The organism is Pseudarthrobacter sp. GA104 (genome assembly GCF_009741265.1).
Classification (GTDB): Bacteria; Actinomycetota; Actinomycetes; order Actinomycetales; family Micrococcaceae; genus Arthrobacter.
On record NZ_WOWL01000001.1, the window covers coordinates 3,045,864 to 3,064,423 of the forward strand.

Below are 18,560 nucleotides of genomic sequence, written 5' to 3' on the forward strand. Positions count from 1 at the left end.
TCAAATGACGCTCGCAAACGACCTCGTCCAGTTCCTGATGCACCTCTTCGGCAACCGCCAGGCCGCACAGGACTTCCTGGACAATCCCGAGAAGGTTCTGGAAGACCACGGCTTCGGTGAAGTCTGCTCCGCAGATGTGGATGCCGCAATGCCGGTAGTCCTGGACTACGCACCAGTCACCACCTCCCGGTTCGACCGCGAGTACAACACCGGCGGCAACACGTCCTGGACCGGCCACATCGGCGGCGGCGGCGGGGGCGCGGGCGGCACCGGACACACTCCTCCTGCAGGTGGCGGAAGCGGCGGCGGACACCACGACCACGATGACCACGCCCACGCAGTCCAGCAGCTCCACCACGTGGTGAACAATTACTCCTACACCTCAACGGTGGATGACCGGGACAACATCGTTGACCAGTCCGTCAACCAGAACATCTGGGCCGAGGGCGACGTTGAGCAGTGGTTCGACAATGACTCCGTCATCGCCTCGGGGGACCGCTCCGTCGCAGCCGGCGACGACGCATACGTCCGGGACTCCAACAACATCAGCGATTCCAACAACACGGACAATTCCGCGGACAACTCCACGGACAACTCGGTCCACGCCGGCGGCGACGTCAACATCGGCAACGAGAAGACGGACATCGACGACTCCTTCAACACAGACCTGGATGTTGACGTGGCTGATTCGTTCAACGACAACTCGGACAACTCCGTGAACCACGATATGGATGTCGCCGTCGAGGATTCCTTCAACGACAACTCCGACAACTCCGACAACTCGGACAACAGCGTGGACAACACGGACAACTCCACGGACGTTGCCATTGAAGATTCCTTCAACGAAGACAGCTCCACCAACACCGACGTGGACGTCGCACTGGAGGATTCGTTCAACGACAACTCCACCACGGAGACCAACACCACCGAGGTTGCGATCGAGGACTCGTTCCAGGACAACTCCACCGCGGAGACCAACACCACCGAGGTTGCGATCGAGGACTCGTTCCAGGACAACTCCGAGACCGAGATGACCCACACCGAGGACAACTCCACCAACACCGACGTGTACGTGGAAGACATCGAGGTCAACACGGCCATAGACGATTCAGTCGCCGGCTAGGCGGCCCCGGGGGCAGCGGAAGTGCCCGGCAGGAGGTTTCTCCCTCCTGCCGGGCTTTTCGGGGCTCACCCCCCGTTCCATTTCCGAGAATTGAGGCAAAGGACAGACCGTGGCAGAAGCAGGAACGGCAGGACAGCCAACGCCGGCAAGCGCGGGGCAGCTCATCAAGCTGGTGGAGCAAGGCCTTCAGCTGGTGGGCACGGGGGACAGGGCGGATCTCCGCAAACGCCTGCACCAAACCCTGGCAAGGCTGAAGGACCCGAGCATCCGGGTGATCGTCGTCGGCGAATTCAAGCAAGGCAAGAGCAAGCTCATCAATGCCCTGGTCAATGCCCCTGTGTGCCCGGTGGATGACGACATCGCCACCTCCGTCCCCACGGTGGTCCGCTACGGCGATCCCGCCTCGGCGAGCATCCTGGTGCCAAAAGACGGCACGGACGCCCCGGACGAATCCAACGTGGAGCGGCAGCCAGTCAACATTGCCGAACTTGCCGCCTTCGTTTCAGAACGCGGCAACCCTGGCAACAGCAAGAAACTGGTGGCCGCCGAGGTCTGCCTTCCCCGCAGGATACTGACCGGCGGACTCACCGTTATCGACTCCCCGGGCGTTGGCGGCATGGGATCCTCACACACCCTGACCACCCTCACCGCACTGCCCACAGCGGATGCCATGCTGCTGGTCAGCGACGCCTCGCAGGAATACACCGAACCGGAACTGCGCTTCCTCCGGCAGGCCATGCGGATCACCCCCAGTGTAGTGGGGGTCCTGTCCAAGACCGACCTCTACCCGGAATGGCGTCGCGTCGAGGAGCTGGACCGGGCCCACCTGGCCCAGGTTGCGCCGGACATCCCGCTCTACCCCGTCTCCTCCGACCTGCGCCTGGAGGCTTCCCGGCTGCAGGATGCCGAGCTCAACGCCGAATCCGGCTTCCCGGGGCTGATCACGCACCTCCGGAACGAGATCCTGGGCAAGGCGCAGCGCCTCCAGCGGCGTTCGGTGAGCCAGGACCTGCTGTCAGTTACGGAAAACCTGCGGCTCTCGCTGCAGTCCGAGCTTGAAGCCCTCGAGAACCCGCAGGGTACGCCCCAGATGATCGCGGGGCTGGAGCTGGCCAAGGCCGAGGCGGACGACCTGCGGAAACGCTCCGCGCGGTGGCAGGTCACACTCAACGACGGCATCAGCGACCTGATCGCGGACATGGAATACGACCTCCGGGACCGGCTGCGGCGGATCCAGCGGGAAGCCGAGACAGCCATAGACCAGGGCGACCCGGGACCCACGTGGCCGCAGTTCTCCAAGTGGCTCGAGGAATGCGCGGCGGCCGCCATTTCGGACACGTTCGTATGGACCAGTGAACGGGCCCAGTGGCTGGCGGCGCAGGTGGCAGAACACTTCGCTGCCGATGAAGTCACCCTGCCGGTGTTCCGCGTCTCCGACACCGGGGATGCCCTGGACCCCGTGGACGAAATGCCAACGCTCGACGACGGACGCATCAAGCCGGTGCAGAAGGTCCTGATCGGCATGCGCGGATCCTACGGCGGTGTGCTGATGTTTGGCCTCCTGACGGGGATCTTTGGGATGGCTTTGATCAATCCCCTCTCCGTGGGGGCCGGACTGTTGCTGGGACGCAAGGCATTCCGGGAAGACCAGGAAGCGCGGCTCAAGCGCCGGCAGGCCGAAGCCAAGGCGCTGGTACGGCGCCAGCTGGACGATGTCACGTTCCAGGTAGGCAAGCAGCTGAAGGACCGGCTGCGGCTGGTTCAGCGCTCCATCCGTGACCACTTCACGGAGATCGCGGACGAGCACCACCGTTCGCTGACGGACTCTGTAGCGGCAGCGCAACAGGCAGCCACCACATACGCCCTCGAAAAGGACGCCCGCATCCGGGAGATCAAGGCGGAGCTTAAGAAGGTTGACGCGGTGTCCCGCGCCGCCGCAGCTGTTGCCGCAGAGGTATCTGCGGCAACGCCCCGCCAGGCGGGCGGAGGCCAGGACACTGCCCGGCCTTCAGCCGGCCGGCCGGCGGGGGCTTCAACCGTGGCGGCCGTGGGATGAAGAACCCTACGATGGCCGGTGCCAAGGAGCTGGTTGCCGCCGCCCTGGAAGTGTACGGGGATGATCCTGCTGCCTCCGACGCGCTCAAGGGCTATGGGCGCAGGCTGTCCGAGCCCCTGCGGATCGCCATCGCCGGAATGGTGAAAGCCGGAAAGTCCACGCTGCTGAACGCGATTATCGGGGAAGAGATAGCTCCCACGGATACCGGCGAATGCACCCGGATCATCACGTGGTACCGGCACGGGCACACGCCCCGCATCACGCTATACCCGGTGCAGGGCGAACCCAGGAGCCTGCCCCTCAAACGCGTGGACGGGCGGCTGGTGTTCGTCCTGGGGGACGTGCGGGCGGAGGACGTGGAGCGCCTGGACGTCCAGTGGCCCGCGCCGGGCCTGAAAGACATGACGCTGATCGATACCCCCGGCATAGCCTCGCTCTCGGGGGACATATCTGCACGGTCCACCAGCTTCCTGACCCCCTTGGATACCCCGTCGGAGGCTGATGCCATCATCTACCTGATGCGGCACATGCACGCCTCGGACCTAAGGTTCCTGGAATCCTTTGCCGACACCGCCGTGGGCCGCTCAGGCACCGTGAATGCCATTGCCGTCCTGTCCCGGGCCGACGAGGTGGGCGCAGGACGGATCGATTCCCTCCTGTCCGCCGGAGACATCGCCGAAAGGTACCGTCGCGACCACAACCTGAGGAAGCTGGCGCTGGGTGTGGTACCCGTTGCCGGCCTCCTGGCGCAAGGTGCCCGGACCATGCGCCAGCCGGACTTCCGCGCGCTTGAACTGCTGGCCGGCATGGACCGCGCGGCCAGGGAAAAGATGATGCTCTCGGCGGACCGGTTCCTCCGCGCAACGGATCCGGAAGGCATGACGGCTGAGGCCAGGGCCTCGCTGCTGGAGAGATACGGCCTTTTTGGCATCCGCCTGGCGGTGGTCCTGCTCCGGAATGGATTCGACCAGCCAACGCCACTGGCCCACGAGCTTGCCCGGCGCAGCGGCCTGGACCCGCTGCTGGAGACGGTGGGCCGGCAGTTCCAGGCACGGGCAGATGCGTTGAAGGCCCGGACAGCCTTGGTGGGGGTGGAAGCCCTGCTCCGCGCTTCTCCCCGCAAGGGGACCGAGCACCTCGCCGAGGCCCTGGAGAAGCTGCAGGCCAACGCCCATGAGTTCCGGGAACTGCGGCTGTTGTCGACGCTGCGGACCACCGGCGTCGGACTGAACCCCGAGTTTGCCGCCGAAGCAGAGGCACTCATCGGGGGCCTGGGTGCTGCCTCCCATGTACGGCTCGGGCTGGGCCCGGATGCCACCCCCGAACAGTTGGCTGACGAGGCACGGCGTTTGCTGTCCCGCTGGCGTGCACTGGCGGAGAACCCGCTGACGGACCGGGCGGCCCAGGACGCCTGCCGGGTGGTGATCCGCAGCTGCGAAGGCATCGTGGCGGAATGTTCAGTGCGCGAATTCCAGCGTCAGCTCGCCCAACACTCGTCGCGCCAGGCCAAACCGTTACCAGCCTGACCTGAGCCAGGCGGCAGCGGACGGGAAGAAGAACAGGACGAGCCCGATGAATGCCAGCAGGATCTCGATGCCCCAGAGGATGGCCACATAGCTGCCGGCGTCGCCCGGGGGCACCAGGAACGTGGCCGTCACCACCATGACCAGCACGTGCCCCGCCAGCAGCGGGACCAGTGCCAACCGGGCCCAGCCCTGCCGGCCTGCCACCACGCCGAGCATTGCCGCCTCGAGGAGCATTACCAGCAGCAGCGCACCGATGCTTCCCCAAAAGACGATGGCGGTGGCCGTGGTTATGGCGGTCTCGTCGCCGCCGGGAGCCGTTTCCTGCACCACGCTTCGCAGCCGTTCCAAGTGGGAGTCCCGGGTAAGGAAGGAGCCCACCAGGACCGCCAACCCGGCCACGAAGCTGAACAGCCAGAGGTTCCTGGCCACCCGGACGCTCCCCGGTGCCGGCGGGACCACCACGATCGGTGCCGGGGACGAATAGGACAGCCCGGGCCGCGGAGGCGGCGCGGGCTGTGTGCGGGGTGGCCCGTCTGGCGGCGAGGCTGCACCGGCAGGGTTCCGCAGCCGGTCTTCTCCGTCAGCGTCGCGGGCCATCAGACTGGTCCCCTACTTCAGTCCGTCGGTGTCGTGTTCGTCGGTCTCGTGCTTGTCTTTCCCGCCGTCGTCGGTCTTTGCCTTGGCGTCCAGCTCATCCTTGAGCTTCTTCAGGCGTGCGGCCTCGGCTTCCTGCCGGCGGCGCACCTCCAGGTTGCGGAGGAAGTCCGGATCGTCGTCCGGGGCGGTGGGGTGGCTGTAGTTCTGGCGCTGCGGGGGAGCGCCGCGCGGCCGGCCGATCAGGAGCCAGAGGACCGCCCCGATCACCGGCAGGACGATCATGACCACGATCCAGGCAGGTTTGGAGATCCCGCGGGTGAGGCGCGCGTCGGTGCGGATCACGTCGACGAGCCCGTACACGAAGATGGCGAGGACTGCGACGGCCAAAACCACACGGAGGAGCATGCCATTAAGTCTATCGTCAGGAGGCGCAGGGGCCGTGGGCGGGAGGCGGCTAAACTTGAATAGTGGCCTTTTTGAAATATTCCCTGATCCGCCTGGCGCTGTTCGCACCCCTGTTCGTGCTTTTCACCTTCCTGGGCCTGGGCGCCCTGATGTCCGTCATCTGCGCGGCCCTGATTGCCTTCGCCGTGAGCTACCTGTTCTTCCAGAAGCAGCGGGACGAAGCAGCGGCAGCACTGCAGCACCGTTTCTCCGGCAAGGCCAAACCGCTGCGTTCGGCCGGCGAGGTCCAGGACGCCCGCGCCGAGGACGCCCTCCTGGACGCCAACCCGGACGTGGCCATCAGCAATGACGCCAAGGACCGCAAGCGGGCTTAGGACTAGAACCCGTGGCTGAGGACCAGGCCCAGTGAGAACAGCAGGCTGTAGCCGAGGTTGATCAGGCCGGTCTGCTTCAGGACCGGGATCAGGCTCTTGCGCTTGCGGCCGTTGATCATCAGCCATGCCGGCATCAGGCAGGCCGGAATCAGCAGCAGCACAATCAGCATCCACGGCCGGCCGGGAGCCAGGATGACCACCAGCAGGATGGCCACCGCGAGCATCAGCACGTAGCTTTCCCGGGCGTGCTTGTCGCCCAGCCGGACCGCCAGGGTCTTCTTGCCGGCCTGCATGTCCGTGGGAATGTCCCGGACGTTGTTGGCCATGAGCAGCGCGGTGGCGATGAGGCCGGTGCCGATCGCGCCGATGATGGAGGGCAGGTTGATCTGCCCGGCCTGGGTGTAGGTGGTGCCCAGGGTTGCCACCAGTCCGAAGAACACAAACACGAAAACATCGCCCAGGCCCATGTAGCCGTAGGGGTTCTTGCCTCCGGTGTAGCCCCAGGCGGCCATGACGCAGCCCAGTCCCACCAGGATGAGCCACCAGCTCTGGGTGATCACCACCAGGACCAGCCCGAAGACCATGGCTGCGGCGAACGCGCCGAAGGCGGCCCGCTTGACGTGCTCCGGGCTTGCCGCCCCTGATCCCACAAGCCGCAGCGGGCCCACCCGGTCATCGTCGGTGCCGCGGATGCCGTCCGAGTAGTCGTTGGCGAAGTTCACGCCCACCTGCAGCAGGAGTGCCACGAGCGCCGCGAGGATGGCGTTGAACAGGAGGAACGAATCCATCTCGTAGGCGGCGGCGGAGCCGATCAGCACCGGCGCAATCGCGGCGGGCAGCGTCCGGAGTCGGGCGCCTTGGATCCATTGTGCGGCTGTAGCCACGGTCAGTACCTCGTGTGTGGTTGGGGAGGGCGGCAGGCGGGGGCCTGCCGGATGGTGCAGGTCTACTTTACTTTCCCTCGTGGAGGGCATTCAGTTCGGCAGTCATGGCCAGCCGGTCCGGCTTGCCGTTGGGCAGCAGCGGCAGCGAGGATGCGGCCAGGACCGTTTTGGGTGCCAGGATCCCCAATGTCCGGCGCCATTCCTGCTGAAGCACGACGGCGTGGTCCCGGCTGGGCAGGGCGTCGCCGGCTTCGGCGCCCCGTGCGGACTCTGCCAGCGCCACGTAGGCGGCCACGGCCTGGCCCCATTCCGCGGAGGGCACGCCCGCCACGAAAGCCGCCGCGACGCCGTCGGACTTCACCAGCTCGTCCTGGACATGCGCCGCGGAAACCTTCATGCCCCCGGTGATGATCACGTCGTCGGCGCGGCCCAGGACGGTCAGGCGGCCGTCCTCGCCGATGCGGCCCAGGTCGCTGGTGCGGTACCAGCGCACGCCGTCCTCCTCGAAGAACGTCTCGGTGCTTTCAGGGGCCTCAAGGTACCCCGCGGCGATGGTGTCACCGCCGAGCAGGATCCGGCCGTCCCCCTCAACCCGGAGGGACACTCCCTCCAGGGGGAAGCCGTCGTAGACGCACCCGCCGGACGTCTCGGCGGAGCCGTAGGTGGTGATGACCCGGACGCCGGCGTCGCGGGCGGCGGCCAGCAGTGAGGCGGGGGCCGGGGCGCCGCCCAGCAGGACGGCGTTGAAGCGGCGGAGCACGGCCAGGGTTTCCGGAGACGGTTCGTCGAGGAGGCGCTGGAGCTGGGTGGGAACCAGGGAGGTGAACCTGATCCTGTCCGTCAGTTCCAGAGCAGCCTCGGTGAATGCTTCGGGCGTGAAACCCCGGGACATGTCCATGACCCACGGGCGGGTGCCGGCGAACAGGGAACGGACCAGGACCTGGATGCCCGCCACGTACTCCACCGGAAGGGCCAGGAGCCACTGGCCTTCGCCATTGAGCGCCAGAGCCGTAGCCATGGAGGAGGCAGCCAGGGATTCCACCGTCAACACCGTCGCCTTGGGGGCGCCGGTGGAGCCGGACGTGCGCACCACGGCCACCGCGTCATCGCAGCCGGGAGTTTCCACATGTCCCACCAGCAGGGCGCCGTCGCTCCCGACGGAGAGTTCGACGGCGGGGCCCTCGCCGTGGAGGGCGGCCGCGAGGGCCTTGAGGGCGGGCTCTACATTGAGTGGGCCGCTGTTCATATGCCGCTCCTGGCTAGAAGTAGTACGGGAAGGAGGACCAGTCGGGTTCGCGTTTTTGCAGGAAGGCTTCCTTGCCCTCCACCGCCTCGTCCGTCATGTACGCCAGCCGCGTGGCCTCGCCGGCGAACACCTGCTGGCCGGCCAGGCCGTCGTCGGCAAGGTTGAAGGCGAACTTGAGCATGCGGATGGCCTGCGGCGACTGCCGGGCAATATCAGCTGCGTACTCCAAGGCAACCTCTTCCAGGCGTTCGTGGTCCACGGCCTCGTTCACCGCACCCATCCGCACCATGTCCCCGGCGGAATATTCGCGGGCCAGGAAGAAGATCTCGCGCGCTGCCTTCTGCCCGATCTGCCGTGCGAGTAGGGCGGAGCCGTAGCCGGCGTCGAAGCTGCCCACGGTGGCATCCGTCTGCTTGAACTTGCCGTGCTGGCGGGAGGCGATGGTCAGGTCCGCCACGACGTGCAGCGAGTGCCCGCCGCCGGCCGCCCAGCCGTTGACGACGGCGATGACCACCTTCGGCATGGTCCGCATCAGCCGCTGGACTTCCAGGATGTGCAGCCTGCCGGCGCGGGCGGGGTCGATGGTTTCCTGCGACTCGCCGTCTGCTGTGTCTTGTACTACGTACCGGTAGCCGTCCCGGCCCCGGATCCGCTGGTCCCCGCCGGAGCAGAAGGAGTGGCCGCCGTCCTTGGGGGAGGGGCCGTTGCCGGTGAGCAGCACGGTGGCAACGTCCGGGGTCATGCGGGCGTGGTCCATGGCACGGTAGAGCTCGTCGACAGTGCCGGGCCGGAACGCGTTCCGCACTTCCGGCCGGTTGAAGGCGATCCGCACCGCGGGCAGGTCACGCACCCACCCGCCGTCGGAATCCCTTTCCACCTGCCGGTGGTACGTCATGTCCTGGAAGTCCTCGAAACCGGCCACGGTCCGCCAGCGGATGGGGTCGAAGACGTCTGACACTTGGGCGGGAATCTGTTTGCTCACCGTCCAAGTCTAGTAATCGGCCTTAGCTGATGCAGAACTCGTTGCCTTCCGGATCTGCCATGGTGTGCCAGGAATGCGGACCCTGGCTGGCGGTCCAGAGGAAAGTGGCGCCCCTGGCCTCAAGCTCCCGGCGGACCTCATCCTTGTCCCGGCCGGCCAGGTTCACGTCCCAGTGCACGCGGTTCTTCACGGTTTTCCCCTCGGGTGCCGTCTGGAAGAGGACACGCCTTGCGGGTTGTTTGGACTCCAGTTCCTCCGGCGGCCGGATGGCGCAGCCCTCACGCCAGACCAGGTTGCCCCGGTGCGTCATGGTCTGGTCCTCCGTGGCGAAGCCCTGCTCGATCATGGAGCGGATGAACGCCGCGTCCTGGGGCTCCACGGACCACTGCAGGGTTTCAGCCCACCAGTCCGCGAGCTCGTGCGGCTTGCTGCAATCGACGACGATCTGGATGTTCAGTCCCATCCCACCAAGGTACGGGGGTCGATGGAGCCGCGGTAGGGCCTACGGCTGCACCTGCTGGAGCTGTTCGAAGACCTCCGGCGGGATGGCATAGATGAACACCACGGCCAGCAGGTTCTTCGCAGCATGGACGAAGTAGGAAAACATCAGGTTCTTCCCTGTCCAGACGTACACGAAGACCAGGGTGGCGCCCATGGCCAGGTAGGGGAGCAGGGCAGCCAGGGTGATGGCTTCCCGGCCCACGATGTGCATGGCGGCGAACAGGACCACCGAGACGGCGCAGCAGATCCAGATGTTCACCCGCCGGCTCAGCTTGCCTATGAGCAGGTGGCGGAAGATGTACTCCTCCACGAACGGTCCCACCACTACCACCAGCGGAACCATGAGCCAGGCCGGCACCTGCTGCATCAGTTCCTGCAGGCCCGCCTGGTTCTCTGACGTCTGTGCCTCGCCGCCGGCGGCCACCACGATGGCGGTCAGGATCAGCATGGCAATCACCGCGGCGGGCACCATCATGAGCGTGAACCACGGGCGCGTGGCGAGGACCTTCAGGTCGCGGCCCACCACCTTCCGGGCCGCCAGGAGCGCCAGGATGCCCACTGTGGCGTAAAAAAGCAGGTTCGCCGCGTAGGAAGCCGCCGCCGGGGAAGGAGCAACCTGCCGCAGGAACGGGGCCAGGAGTTCCCCCGCCACGGCGAAGAACCCGGCGATGGCCACGTACACAATCAGGGTTGCCCCGTCCAACGGCGAGAAGCGGTACAGCTGCGGCTGCGGAGCAGGGGGTATTCGGTGGGCGGTCGCCATGGCTTCAGCCTATCCCCCAACTAGGTAGCGCTAAGTGTCGTTCTGGGGCTCCAAAACGACACTTAGCGCTACCTAGTTGGGCGGGAACGGGAGGAGGTGGGCCGGCCGCGTTGCTGGGGGAAACGCGCGTCCCCTAGAATATTCGGTATGCCTAAATTTACGTTTCGGTGCGCCAAAGAAGCTGCCCCGATTGGCGCCCGCAGGACCGTGCGCTTCAGGGCGGCGGCCGCTGCCGCCGCCGTGCTTTCCCTTGTGCTGACCGCCTGCGGCGGCGGGGCTTCGGGGAACGGGGACAGCAAGCCCGTGGTGCTGACCACGTTCACGGTGCTGGCGGATATCGCCCGGAACGTCGCGGGGGACAAGCTCATCGTGGAGTCCATCACAAAGGCCGGCGCGGAAATCCACGGCTACGAACCCACTCCCGGCGACATCCGGAAAGCCTCCAAGGCCGACCTCATCCTGGACAACGGCCTGAACCTGGAAGCCTGGTTCGCGCAGTTCGTGGACGGGCTGGACGTTCCCCACGCCGTGGTGAGCGAGGGCGTGGAGCCGATGCCCATCAGCGAGGACTCCTACCAGGGCAAGCCCAACCCGCACGCCTGGATGTCGCCGGTGAACGTCCAGGCCTACGTGGACAACATGGTGCGGGCCTTCAGCGACCTTGACCCCGGCAACGCCGCTGCCTTCAAAGCCAACGGGGACGCCTACAAAGCCGAACTCCAGGCCGTGCAGGACCAGATGACCACCAGCCTTGCCGCGGTTCCGGAAGCCCAGCGGGCCCTGGTGACCTGCGAAGGCGCGTTCTCCTACCTGGCCCGCGACACCGGGCTCAAGGAGGTGTACATCTGGGCCGTGAACGCCGAACAGCAGGCCACGCCCCAGCAGATCACCCGTGCCATCGAGTACGTGAAGGCCAACAAAGTCCCGGCCGTCTTCTGCGAATCCACGGTTTCCAACGCCCCCATGCAGCAGGTGGTGGAAGCCACGGGCGCACGGTTCGGCGGCACCCTGTACGTGGACTCCCTTTCCGAAGCGGACGGGCCCGTCCCCACCTACCTGGACCTGATCAGGCACGACGCCGACATCATCACCAAAGCACTCACAGCAGGGGTGGGGCAATGACCTCCCCGGCCATCCAGGTGGACAACGTCACCGTCCACTACGGCGAAGTCCTGGCACTCGACTCGGCGTCGCTGTCCCTTGACCCGGCGCGGATCTGCGGCCTGGTGGGCATGAACGGCTCCGGGAAGTCCACGCTGTTCAAGGTGATCATGGGCATGATCAAGCCCGACGCCGGCACGGTGCGGATCGGAGGAGAGCCACCTTCCAAGGCGCGCAGGGAAGGGGGCATCGGCTACGTGCCGCAAAGCGAGGAAGTGGACTGGCAGTTCCCGCTGTCCGTGCGCGACGTGGTGATGATGGGCCGCTACGGCCACCAGGGCTTCACCCGCCGGGCATCGAAGGCCGACCGGGCTGCCGTGGACGAGGCACTGGACCGGGTGGAACTGGGGGAGTACGCCGGGCGGCAGATCGGCCAACTCTCCGGCGGGCAGAAGAAGCGTGCCTTTGTTGCCCGCGGGATAGCGCAGGGTGCCACCACCATGCTGCTGGACGAACCATTCGCCGGCGTGGACAAGAGGTCGGAAGCCACCATCACCAGGCTCCTGCGCGAGCTCGCCGCGGACGGCTGCACCATCCTGGTCTCCACCCACGACCTGCATGCGCTCCCGCAGCTCTGCGACGAAGCCGTGCTGCTGATGCACCGTGTCCTCATGCACGGCCCGCCGCAGGTGGTGCTGCAGCCCGAAAACCTGGCCATGGCGTTCGGCCTGGACGTGCTCAACCGGGAAGGGCGGAGCTGACCCGTGGAACTCCTCCTCGAACCCCTCAGCTACGACTTCATGGTCCGGGCCATCGTCACCACGGCGCTCGCCGCCGTCGTCTGCGCCGTCCTCAGCTGCTGGCTGGTGCTGATCGGCTGGTCCCTCATGGGCGACGCCGTCTCCCACGCGGTGCTGCCCGGCGTCGTCCTGGCCTACATTGTGGGCGCCCCCTTCGCGCTCGGCGCTCTGGTGTTCGCCCTGATCGCCGTGACCCTGATCGGGGTGGTCCGCAATACCAGCCGGGTGAAGGAGGACGCGGCGATCGGCATCGTGTTCTCCTCGCTGTTCGCCCTTGGCCTGGTGCTGATTTCAGTGACGCCCAGCCAGACGGACCTGAACCACATCATCTTCGGCAACCTGCTGGGCGTCAGCATTCCGGACCTCATCCAGGTGCTGGTGCTGGGCGTGGTGGCCTTCGCCATCCTGATCCTCAAGCGCCGCGACCTCACGCTCTACGCCTTCGATCCCACGCATGCGCACGCCATCGGACTGTCCCCGCGGAGGCTCGGGGCGCTGCTGCTGGGCCTCCTGGCCCTGACGTCGGTGGTGGCGCTGCAGACCGTGGGCGTTGTCCTGGTGGTGGCCATGCTCATCATCCCCGGCGCCACGGCCTACCTGCTCACGGACCGGTTCTCCCGAATGCTGGTGATCGCCCCGGTGGTCTCGGCGCTCTGTTCGATCACCGGCATCTACGTCAGCTACTACCTGGACACGGCCTCGGGCGCCATGGTGGTGCTGACGCAGGGAGTGGTGTTCGCCGTCGTCTACCTTTTCAGCCCGCGCCAGGGCCTGATCGGCACCCGCCTGGCGAAGGCCCGGCGCAGGAAGGCGGCGGCCCTCGCTGCAGCTTGACTCGTGGCTTCACGCGGGGCAGTCTGGAGCGATGAAGTCCTGACCAGCAGCCCCGGCCCTGCGCCAGGCTGTTCTCCCAAACCAAGGCCGCCGTCGAGCGCTGGATGAAACGTCCCGTTCAGCTCCGGCGGCCACACTGCGGAACTTTGCGAGGACTTCCCTTGACTGAACACCTTAACCTTTCGGACGTCTCCCATGGCTATGGCGACCGCCGGCTGCTGGAGCGCATCAGCCTGGTGATTACGGCCGGCGAGCACGTTGCCGTGGTGGGCGAAAACGGTGCCGGCAAATCCACCCTGCTCCGGATCCTGGCCGGCCTCGAAGCGCCTGACGAAGGCGCCGTGGTGATCCAAGGCAGGGTGGGCTACCTGGCCCAGACCCATGGCCTGCCCGAGTCCTTCACCGTGGGCGCCGCCGTCGACGCTTCCCTTGCCTCGCTGCGTGCCCTCGAAGCGGAGCTTGACCGGCTGGAGGCCAACCTCGCCGACGCCGGGGACGACGAACTGGACACCTACGGCCGGCTGCAGACGGAGTACCAGCTGCGCGAAGGCTACGCCGCGGAACACCGGGTGGAAGCCGCCCTGGACCGGCTGGGCCTGGGCGGCCTGGACCGGAACCGGGTGCTGGGATCCCTGTCCGGCGGGGAACAGGAACGCGTGGCCTTGGCCTGTGTCCTGGCCGATCCGGCGGACATCCTGCTCCTGGACGAACCCACCAACCATCTGGACGCCCGCGGAACCGCCTGGCTGGAGGACCGGCTGGCGGCCCACCGCGGCACGGTGGTGGTGGTGTCCCACGACCGCGTGCTCCTCCGCAAGGTGGCGGCCACCATCATTGAGGTGGATGCCGAGCGCCGCGCCGTGACCCGTTACGGCAACGGCTACGACGGCTACCTCCGGGAGAAGGCAGCCGAACGCGCGCGCTGGGTCCAGCAGTACCACACCTGGATTGATGCAATGGAGTCCGAAAAGCGGCAGGCAGAAACTGTTGCCGGGACCATGGGCTACGGCCGCAAGCGCGACGGCGACAAGATGGGCTTCGACTTCAAGGCCGGCACCTGGCAGAAGGCCGCCAGCAGCCAGGTCCGGAACGCCCAGGAGCGGCTGCGCCGGCTCGAAGCCAGCCCCGTGGACCGGCCGCCGGTACCCCTGCGGCTGAACGTCGATCTGGCCGCGGACTCAGGTGCCGCGCCTTCCGGGGCAGCGCAGGAGGGTACGCCGGTGCTGGCACTGCGCGGGGTGAGCGTGCCCGGCAGGCTGGAAACCACAGACTTCCAGGCGGGCGCCGGCGAGAAGATCCTGATCACCGGGCCCAACGGCGCGGGCAAGTCCACGCTGCTCTCCATCCTTGCCGGAACCCTGGAACCAGCTGCCGGCTCCGTCACCCGGCCCGAACGCGTCGGCTACCTGCAGCAGGAACTGGAGCTGCCGCAACGGCCCGCCTTGCGCCTGCTGCCGGCCTTCGCCGCGGGCCTCGGCGGCAACATCGACGAGCACGCCGAGGCCCTCCTCCGCCTCGGCCTCTTCCGCACCAGCGAGTTCCACGTGCCCGTCGGCAGCCTGTCCGCCGGCCAGCAACGAAGGCTGGCCCTGGCCCGGCTGCTGTTGGGCGGCTACGGCACCCTGGTGGTGGACGAGCCGACCAACCACTTGGCGCCCGTGCTGGTGGAACAGCTGGAGGCGGCACTGGCGGACTTTGCCGGGACCCTGGTGATGGTCAGCCATGACAGGGCGCTTCGGGAGTGGTTCGCGGCGTGCGCGCGGCGGAGCCGTGGTGGGGCCGGCGCCCCGGAAGGCACCCGGGCCGGGAACACCGCCGTCGGACGTTGGACCCGGTATTCCATGGACAAGGGCGTGCTCGCACCGGTTTAGGGGATTGCCTGGGGCAACCAAGGGGCAATCCCGACCGGAATGCGTCACTTTTGGCCCCGCAGCGGCGCAGTTGGTCCGGATTGGCAGGCTTTCCTCCCGCCTGGCAGGGCATAAGTCACGCATTTGGGGCAGCAGCCTGGCCCTGAAACCGGTGAGATTCGCGTAAAGCAGTCTTTACCGGGGGACCGGCGGCCGGAAACATCGGCGGCGGAAAATGGGGCCCATGCCCGTCTTTCCGCCGGCCGAAAGGATCTGTCCGTGATCGCCAAGAACCTTTTCCTGCAAGGCATCTACCACTTCCAGGGCGTGGGCCTGGAGAAGCCCGTCCCGCTGCACAGCGAGCTCTCGCACTATGTTCCCGACGGCGTGATCAACCAGGCGCTGTACTTCCGCGGCGGCAACTCGAGCAGTGAGCTGATCGCCGTGGTGCTCATGCGCAACGGCGTTCCCATGCGCTACTTCCCCATCGGCGCCAAGAGCGAGGTCCATGTTCCGCTGCGCGTGGTGGAGGATATCGACGGCGGCTCGGTGATCGAGCTGTACCTGGCGGCTCCGGAGGGCCTCCACGGGTCCGTGGTGATCGACCTGGGGATGGTGGAACACTGATGGGCAGCGTGGCGGAGCAGATGCAAGCCGGGGCCCAGGCCAGGCCGCGCTCCCGGTCCGGCGGCCGGGACAGCCGGCGGCGCCTCGTGGTCATCGGCAACGGCATGGCCGGCGCCCGGGCGGTCGAGGAGATCCTGGCCCGGGGCGGTGCGGAGCAGTTCAGCATCACCATGTTCGGGGACGAGCCGTACGGAAACTACAACCGGATCATGCTCAGCCACGTCCTTTCGGGTGAGGAGAGCGACGCAGACATCTTCCTCAACCCCCTGTCCTGGTACCAGGACAACGGCATCACGCTGCACGCGGGCGTCCGGGCCGACCGGATCGACCGGTTCGCCAAACACGTGTTTTCCAGCGACGGCCGGGTGACGCCCTACGACACGCTGATCATCGCCACGGGAAGCCGCTCCCACCTTCCTCCCATGGACGGCCTCTACACACCCGGCGGGTCGGTCAAGCAGGGCGTCTTCGGCTTCCGCACCATCGACGACACCCTCAAAATGGCTGCCCACGCGCAGCAGGAACACCACCGGCACGCCGTGGTGATCGGCGGGGGCCTGCTGGGGCTGGAGGCCGCTGCCGGGCTGCGCAGCTTCGGGCTGGGCGTGGACGTGGTCCACTCCGGCGGCCACCTGATGAGCGCACAGATGGGGCCCGACGGCGGTGCGGTGCTCCGCCGGAGCGTAGAGGCACTGGGCATCGGGGTACTGACCGGCTGCCGGACCACGGCCGTCCTTGGCAGGGACAGGGTGACCGGCGTCAGCCTCCGCGGCCGGCCGGACATCGGGTGCGACATGGTGGTGGTGGCGGCCGGGATCCGTCCCAACGTGGACCTGGCCGTCCTCAGCGGGCTCCCGGTGGAGCGGGCCATTGTGGTGGATGACAGCCTGCGGGTCCAGGACGAGGAGGACATCTACGCGGTGGGGGAGTGCGTCCAGCACCGCGGCGAGGTGTACGGGCTGGTGGCCCCGCTGTGGGAACAGGCGGTGGTGCTGGCCAACCATGTGACGGGCACGGACACCGGCTCCGCGTACCTGGGCTCGCGCACCGCCACCAAGCTGAAGGTGGCCGGCGTCGAAGTGGCCTCCATGGGCCTGCACGGGCCGGAACTTGAGACGGACGAACACATCGTCTTCTCGGAGCCCAGCCGCGGGGTCTTCAAGTCCATCGTGGTCCGGGACAACAAGATGGTGGGCGCCACCCTCCTGGGCGACAGCCGCAAGGTGGCGTACCTGACCCAGGCGTTCGACCGCGGGCTGCCGCTGCCCGAGGAACGGCTCGGGCTGATGTTCGATCTCGGCACGCCCGGGGAGGAGGCCGGGGTTGCCGAGCTCGACGACGAGGCACAGGTCTGCAACTGCAACGGCGTCAGCAAGAAGGACCTGGTGGGCGCGGTGAAGGGCGGCTGCAGCTCGGTATCCGGGGCCATGGACGCCACCCGCGCCGGCAAAGGGTGCGGCTCCTGCAAGCTCCTGGTGAAACAGGTGGTGGAGTGGGCGGCGGACGGGGCCGTGGAGGAGGATCCGGCTGCCGCTTACTACGTCCCCGGCATTCCACTGGACAAGCAGGCTCTGATGGCAGAGGTCCGGGCCCGCGGCCTGCGGTCGGTTTCGGCGGTGTTCCAGGCGCTGGCCCCGGGCGGCGCCGAGGACGCAAAGTCCAAGATGGGGCTCGCCTCGCTGCTCAAGATGATGCTGGGGGACCGCTACATCGACGAACGCGACGCGCGCTTCATCAACGACCGCGTCCACGCCAACATCCAGCGGGACGGCACCTTCTCCGTGGTGCCCCAGATGAAGGGCGGCGTGACATCGGTCCAGCAGCTGCGCCGGATCGCTGACGTGGCGGAGAAGCACAACGTTCCGCTGATCAAGCTCACCGGGGGGCAGCGCATCGACCTGCTGGGGATCCGCAAGGAGGACCTGCCGCAGGTCTGGGCGGACCTGGACATGCCCTCCGGCTATGCCTACGGCAAGAGCTTCCGGACGGTGAAGACGTGCGTGGGAAAGGACTTTTGCCGCTACGGCACCGGTGACTCCACCAAGCTGGGGATCGAGATCGAATCCCGCTTCCAGGGCCTTGAGGCGCCCGCCAAGCTGAAGCTCGCGGTCTCGGGCTGTCCCCGGAACTGCGCCGAATCGCTGGTGAAGGATGTGGGCGTGGTGGCCGTGGAGGGCGGCCGCTGGGAGATCTACGTGGGCGGAGCCGCCGGTGCCCACATCCGCAAGGGAGACCTGCTGGCCACCGTGGACGATCCGGACGAGGTGAAAGTCCTCACCGGCCGGTTCATGCAGTACTACCGGGAACAGGCCGGCTGGCTGGAACGGACCTACGCTTTCGTCCCGAGGGTGGGCATCGAGCACCTGCGGGCCGTGATCGTGGAGGATTCGGAGGGGATCGCGGGCCGGCTGGACGAGGCGATGCAGGCCTCCGTGGACAGCTACGTTGACCCGTGGCGGGAACGCGATGACCCGCAAACGCCCGGGCAGTTCAGGACGTCGCTGCCCCTGACCGTCCTCCCGCAGGTGCCGGTCCGATGAGCAGCACCGGATCAGGTGCCAACGCCCATGTCCTGGGCCCGGTGGACCAGATTCCGCTGGGCGAGGGGCGGGCCTTCGGGGTCGGCGGCGAGCAGGTGGCCGTCTTCCGGCTGCGGGACGGTTCACTGCGGGCGGTCTCCGGCGTCTGTCCCCACCGCGGCGGGCCGGTTGCGGACGGCACCGTGGACCGGCAGGTGGTCATTTGTCCGCTGCACCAGCACGCTTTTGACCTCACCTCCGGGTGCTCCACTACCGGTGCGGAACCCCTGCGGACCTACCGGATTTCCTTGGACGGGGAGCAGAATATGGTGCTTGAGACGGCCGCTGTGTAGCGCGCGTCACGTAGCACCC

18 protein-coding genes are annotated in these 18,560 nt (G+C 67.2%); 11 read left to right on the forward strand and 7 right to left on the reverse strand.

Annotated elements, in window-relative coordinates; genetic code table 11:
* Window positions 1–4: 4 nt before the first annotated feature.
* The 3 genes from GK109_RS13860 to GK109_RS13870 all read left to right on the forward strand — a co-directional run bounded on the left by GK109_RS13860 (window position 5) and on the right by GK109_RS13870 (window position 4,705).
* On the forward strand, window positions 5–1,123 hold the full coding sequence (locus GK109_RS13860) for an IniB N-terminal domain-containing protein (RefSeq protein WP_157241254.1): 1,119 nt from the start codon (window positions 5–7) through the stop codon (window positions 1,121–1,123).
* A 109-nt stretch (window positions 1,124–1,232) separates the two neighbouring features.
* Window positions 1,233–3,179, forward strand: coding sequence for a dynamin family protein (locus GK109_RS13865; protein ID WP_370460586.1), 1,947 nt, complete (start codon window positions 1,233–1,235; stop codon window positions 3,177–3,179).
* Entirely contained in the window at window positions 3,176–4,705 is a 1,530-nt protein-coding gene (locus tag GK109_RS13870) for a dynamin family protein (protein WP_157241256.1), read from the forward strand. Before GK109_RS13865 ends, GK109_RS13870 begins: the two co-directional genes overlap by 4 nt.
* Here the strand turns inward: GK109_RS13870 and GK109_RS13875 are convergent.
* Together GK109_RS13875 and GK109_RS13880 are read right to left on the reverse strand one after the other, a co-directional pair.
* The gene (locus GK109_RS13875; protein ID WP_231754860.1) at window positions 4,694–5,302 is read right to left on the reverse strand and encodes a hypothetical protein; all 609 of its coding nucleotides are present in this window, start codon (window positions 5,300–5,302) and stop codon (window positions 4,694–4,696) included. The genes GK109_RS13870 and GK109_RS13875 overlap by 12 nt on opposite strands.
* Window positions 5,303–5,314: 12 nt before the next feature.
* Window positions 5,315–5,707 (reverse strand): PLD nuclease N-terminal domain-containing protein, encoded by a 393-nt coding sequence (locus GK109_RS13880; protein WP_157241258.1) that lies wholly within the window; start codon window positions 5,705–5,707, stop codon window positions 5,315–5,317.
* 62 nt (window positions 5,708–5,769) lie between these two features.
* Between GK109_RS13880 and GK109_RS13885 the strand changes: the two genes are divergently transcribed.
* The gene (locus tag GK109_RS13885; protein ID WP_321214329.1) at window positions 5,770–6,081 is read left to right on the forward strand and encodes a DUF4229 domain-containing protein; all 312 of its coding nucleotides are present in this window, start codon (window positions 5,770–5,772) and stop codon (window positions 6,079–6,081) included.
* A gap of 2 nt (window positions 6,082–6,083) precedes the next feature.
* Here GK109_RS13885 and GK109_RS13890 read toward each other — a convergent pair whose 3' ends face one another.
* The 5 genes from GK109_RS13890 to GK109_RS13910 all read right to left on the reverse strand — a co-directional run bounded on the left by GK109_RS13890 (window position 6,084) and on the right by GK109_RS13910 (window position 10,457).
* On the reverse strand, window positions 6,084–6,965 hold the full coding sequence (locus GK109_RS13890; protein ID WP_104998946.1) for a 1,4-dihydroxy-2-naphthoate polyprenyltransferase: 882 nt from the start codon (window positions 6,963–6,965) through the stop codon (window positions 6,084–6,086).
* Between the two features lie 67 nt (window positions 6,966–7,032).
* Window positions 7,033–8,211: an AMP-binding protein gene (locus GK109_RS13895; RefSeq protein WP_157241260.1), complete on the reverse strand. Its 1,179-nt coding sequence runs from the start codon at window positions 8,209–8,211 to the stop codon at window positions 7,033–7,035.
* Window positions 8,212–8,224: 13 nt separating this feature from the next.
* Window positions 8,225–9,193 (reverse strand): 1,4-dihydroxy-2-naphthoyl-CoA synthase, encoded by a 969-nt coding sequence (locus GK109_RS13900; RefSeq protein WP_321214327.1) that lies wholly within the window; start codon window positions 9,191–9,193, stop codon window positions 8,225–8,227.
* A gap of 22 nt (window positions 9,194–9,215) precedes the next feature.
* Complete coding sequence (locus GK109_RS13905) at window positions 9,216–9,656, reverse strand: VOC family protein (RefSeq protein WP_157241262.1); 441 nt, start codon at window positions 9,654–9,656, stop codon at window positions 9,216–9,218.
* 39 nt (window positions 9,657–9,695) lie between these two features.
* Window positions 9,696–10,457: a CPBP family intramembrane glutamic endopeptidase gene (locus GK109_RS13910; protein WP_157241264.1), complete on the reverse strand. Its 762-nt coding sequence runs from the start codon at window positions 10,455–10,457 to the stop codon at window positions 9,696–9,698.
* 147 nt (window positions 10,458–10,604) lie between these two features.
* Between GK109_RS13910 and GK109_RS13915 the strand changes: the two genes are divergently transcribed.
* The 7 genes from GK109_RS13915 to GK109_RS13945 all read left to right on the forward strand — a co-directional run bounded on the left by GK109_RS13915 (window position 10,605) and on the right by GK109_RS13945 (window position 18,541).
* Entirely contained in the window at window positions 10,605–11,579 is a 975-nt protein-coding gene (locus tag GK109_RS13915) for a metal ABC transporter substrate-binding protein (RefSeq protein ID WP_157241266.1), read from the forward strand.
* Complete coding sequence (locus GK109_RS13920) at window positions 11,576–12,319, forward strand: metal ABC transporter ATP-binding protein (protein ID WP_157241268.1); 744 nt, start codon at window positions 11,576–11,578, stop codon at window positions 12,317–12,319. Before GK109_RS13915 ends, GK109_RS13920 begins: the two co-directional genes overlap by 4 nt.
* 3 nt (window positions 12,320–12,322) lie before the next feature.
* Window positions 12,323–13,192: a metal ABC transporter permease gene (locus tag GK109_RS13925; protein ID WP_321214323.1), complete on the forward strand. Its 870-nt coding sequence runs from the start codon at window positions 12,323–12,325 to the stop codon at window positions 13,190–13,192.
* Window positions 13,193–13,353: 161 nt separating this feature from the next.
* Window positions 13,354–15,063 carry an ABC-F family ATP-binding cassette domain-containing protein gene (locus GK109_RS13930; RefSeq protein WP_157241270.1) on the forward strand — a complete coding sequence of 570 codons (1,710 nt, stop codon included), beginning with the start codon at window positions 13,354–13,356 and terminating at the stop codon, window positions 15,061–15,063.
* A gap of 258 nt (window positions 15,064–15,321) precedes the next feature.
* On the forward strand, window positions 15,322–15,669 hold the full coding sequence (locus tag GK109_RS13935) for a molybdopterin oxidoreductase (protein WP_321214321.1): 348 nt from the start codon (window positions 15,322–15,324) through the stop codon (window positions 15,667–15,669).
* 20 nt (window positions 15,670–15,689) lie between these two features.
* Entirely contained in the window at window positions 15,690–18,209 is a 2,520-nt protein-coding gene (gene nirB, locus GK109_RS13940) for a nitrite reductase large subunit NirB (protein WP_157242957.1), read from the forward strand.
* Window positions 18,206–18,541 (forward strand): Rieske (2Fe-2S) protein, encoded by a 336-nt coding sequence (locus GK109_RS13945; RefSeq protein WP_157241272.1) that lies wholly within the window; start codon window positions 18,206–18,208, stop codon window positions 18,539–18,541. Before nirB ends, GK109_RS13945 begins: the two co-directional genes overlap by 4 nt.
* The last annotated feature ends 19 nt before the right edge of the window (window positions 18,542–18,560 follow it).

Bases quoted from the DNA above. Each gene is read 5' to 3' on its own strand.
- GK109_RS13860 (WP_157241254.1), top strand. From the start codon at position 5: ATGACGCTCGCAAACGACCTCGTCCAGTTCCTGATGCACCTCTTCGGC.
- GK109_RS13870 (WP_157241256.1), top strand. From the start codon at position 3,176: ATGAAGAACCCTACGATGGCCGGTGCCAAGGAGCTGGTTGCCGCCGCC.
- GK109_RS13875 (WP_231754860.1), bottom strand. From the start codon at position 5,302: ATGGCCCGCGACGCTGACGGAGAAGACCGGCTGCGGAACCCTGCCGGT.
- GK109_RS13880 (WP_157241258.1), bottom strand. From the start codon at position 5,707: ATGCTCCTCCGTGTGGTTTTGGCCGTCGCAGTCCTCGCCATCTTCGTG.
- GK109_RS13895 (WP_157241260.1), bottom strand. From the start codon at position 8,211: ATGAACAGCGGCCCACTCAATGTAGAGCCCGCCCTCAAGGCCCTCGCG.
- GK109_RS13905 (WP_157241262.1), bottom strand. From the start codon at position 9,656: ATGGGACTGAACATCCAGATCGTCGTCGATTGCAGCAAGCCGCACGAG.
- GK109_RS13910 (WP_157241264.1), bottom strand. From the start codon at position 10,457: ATGGCGACCGCCCACCGAATACCCCCTGCTCCGCAGCCGCAGCTGTAC.
- GK109_RS13915 (WP_157241266.1), top strand. From the start codon at position 10,605: ATGCCTAAATTTACGTTTCGGTGCGCCAAAGAAGCTGCCCCGATTGGC.
- GK109_RS13920 (WP_157241268.1), top strand. From the start codon at position 11,576: ATGACCTCCCCGGCCATCCAGGTGGACAACGTCACCGTCCACTACGGC.
- nirB (WP_157242957.1), top strand. From the start codon at position 15,690: ATGCAAGCCGGGGCCCAGGCCAGGCCGCGCTCCCGGTCCGGCGGCCGG.
- GK109_RS13945 (WP_157241272.1), top strand. From the start codon at position 18,206: ATGAGCAGCACCGGATCAGGTGCCAACGCCCATGTCCTGGGCCCGGTG.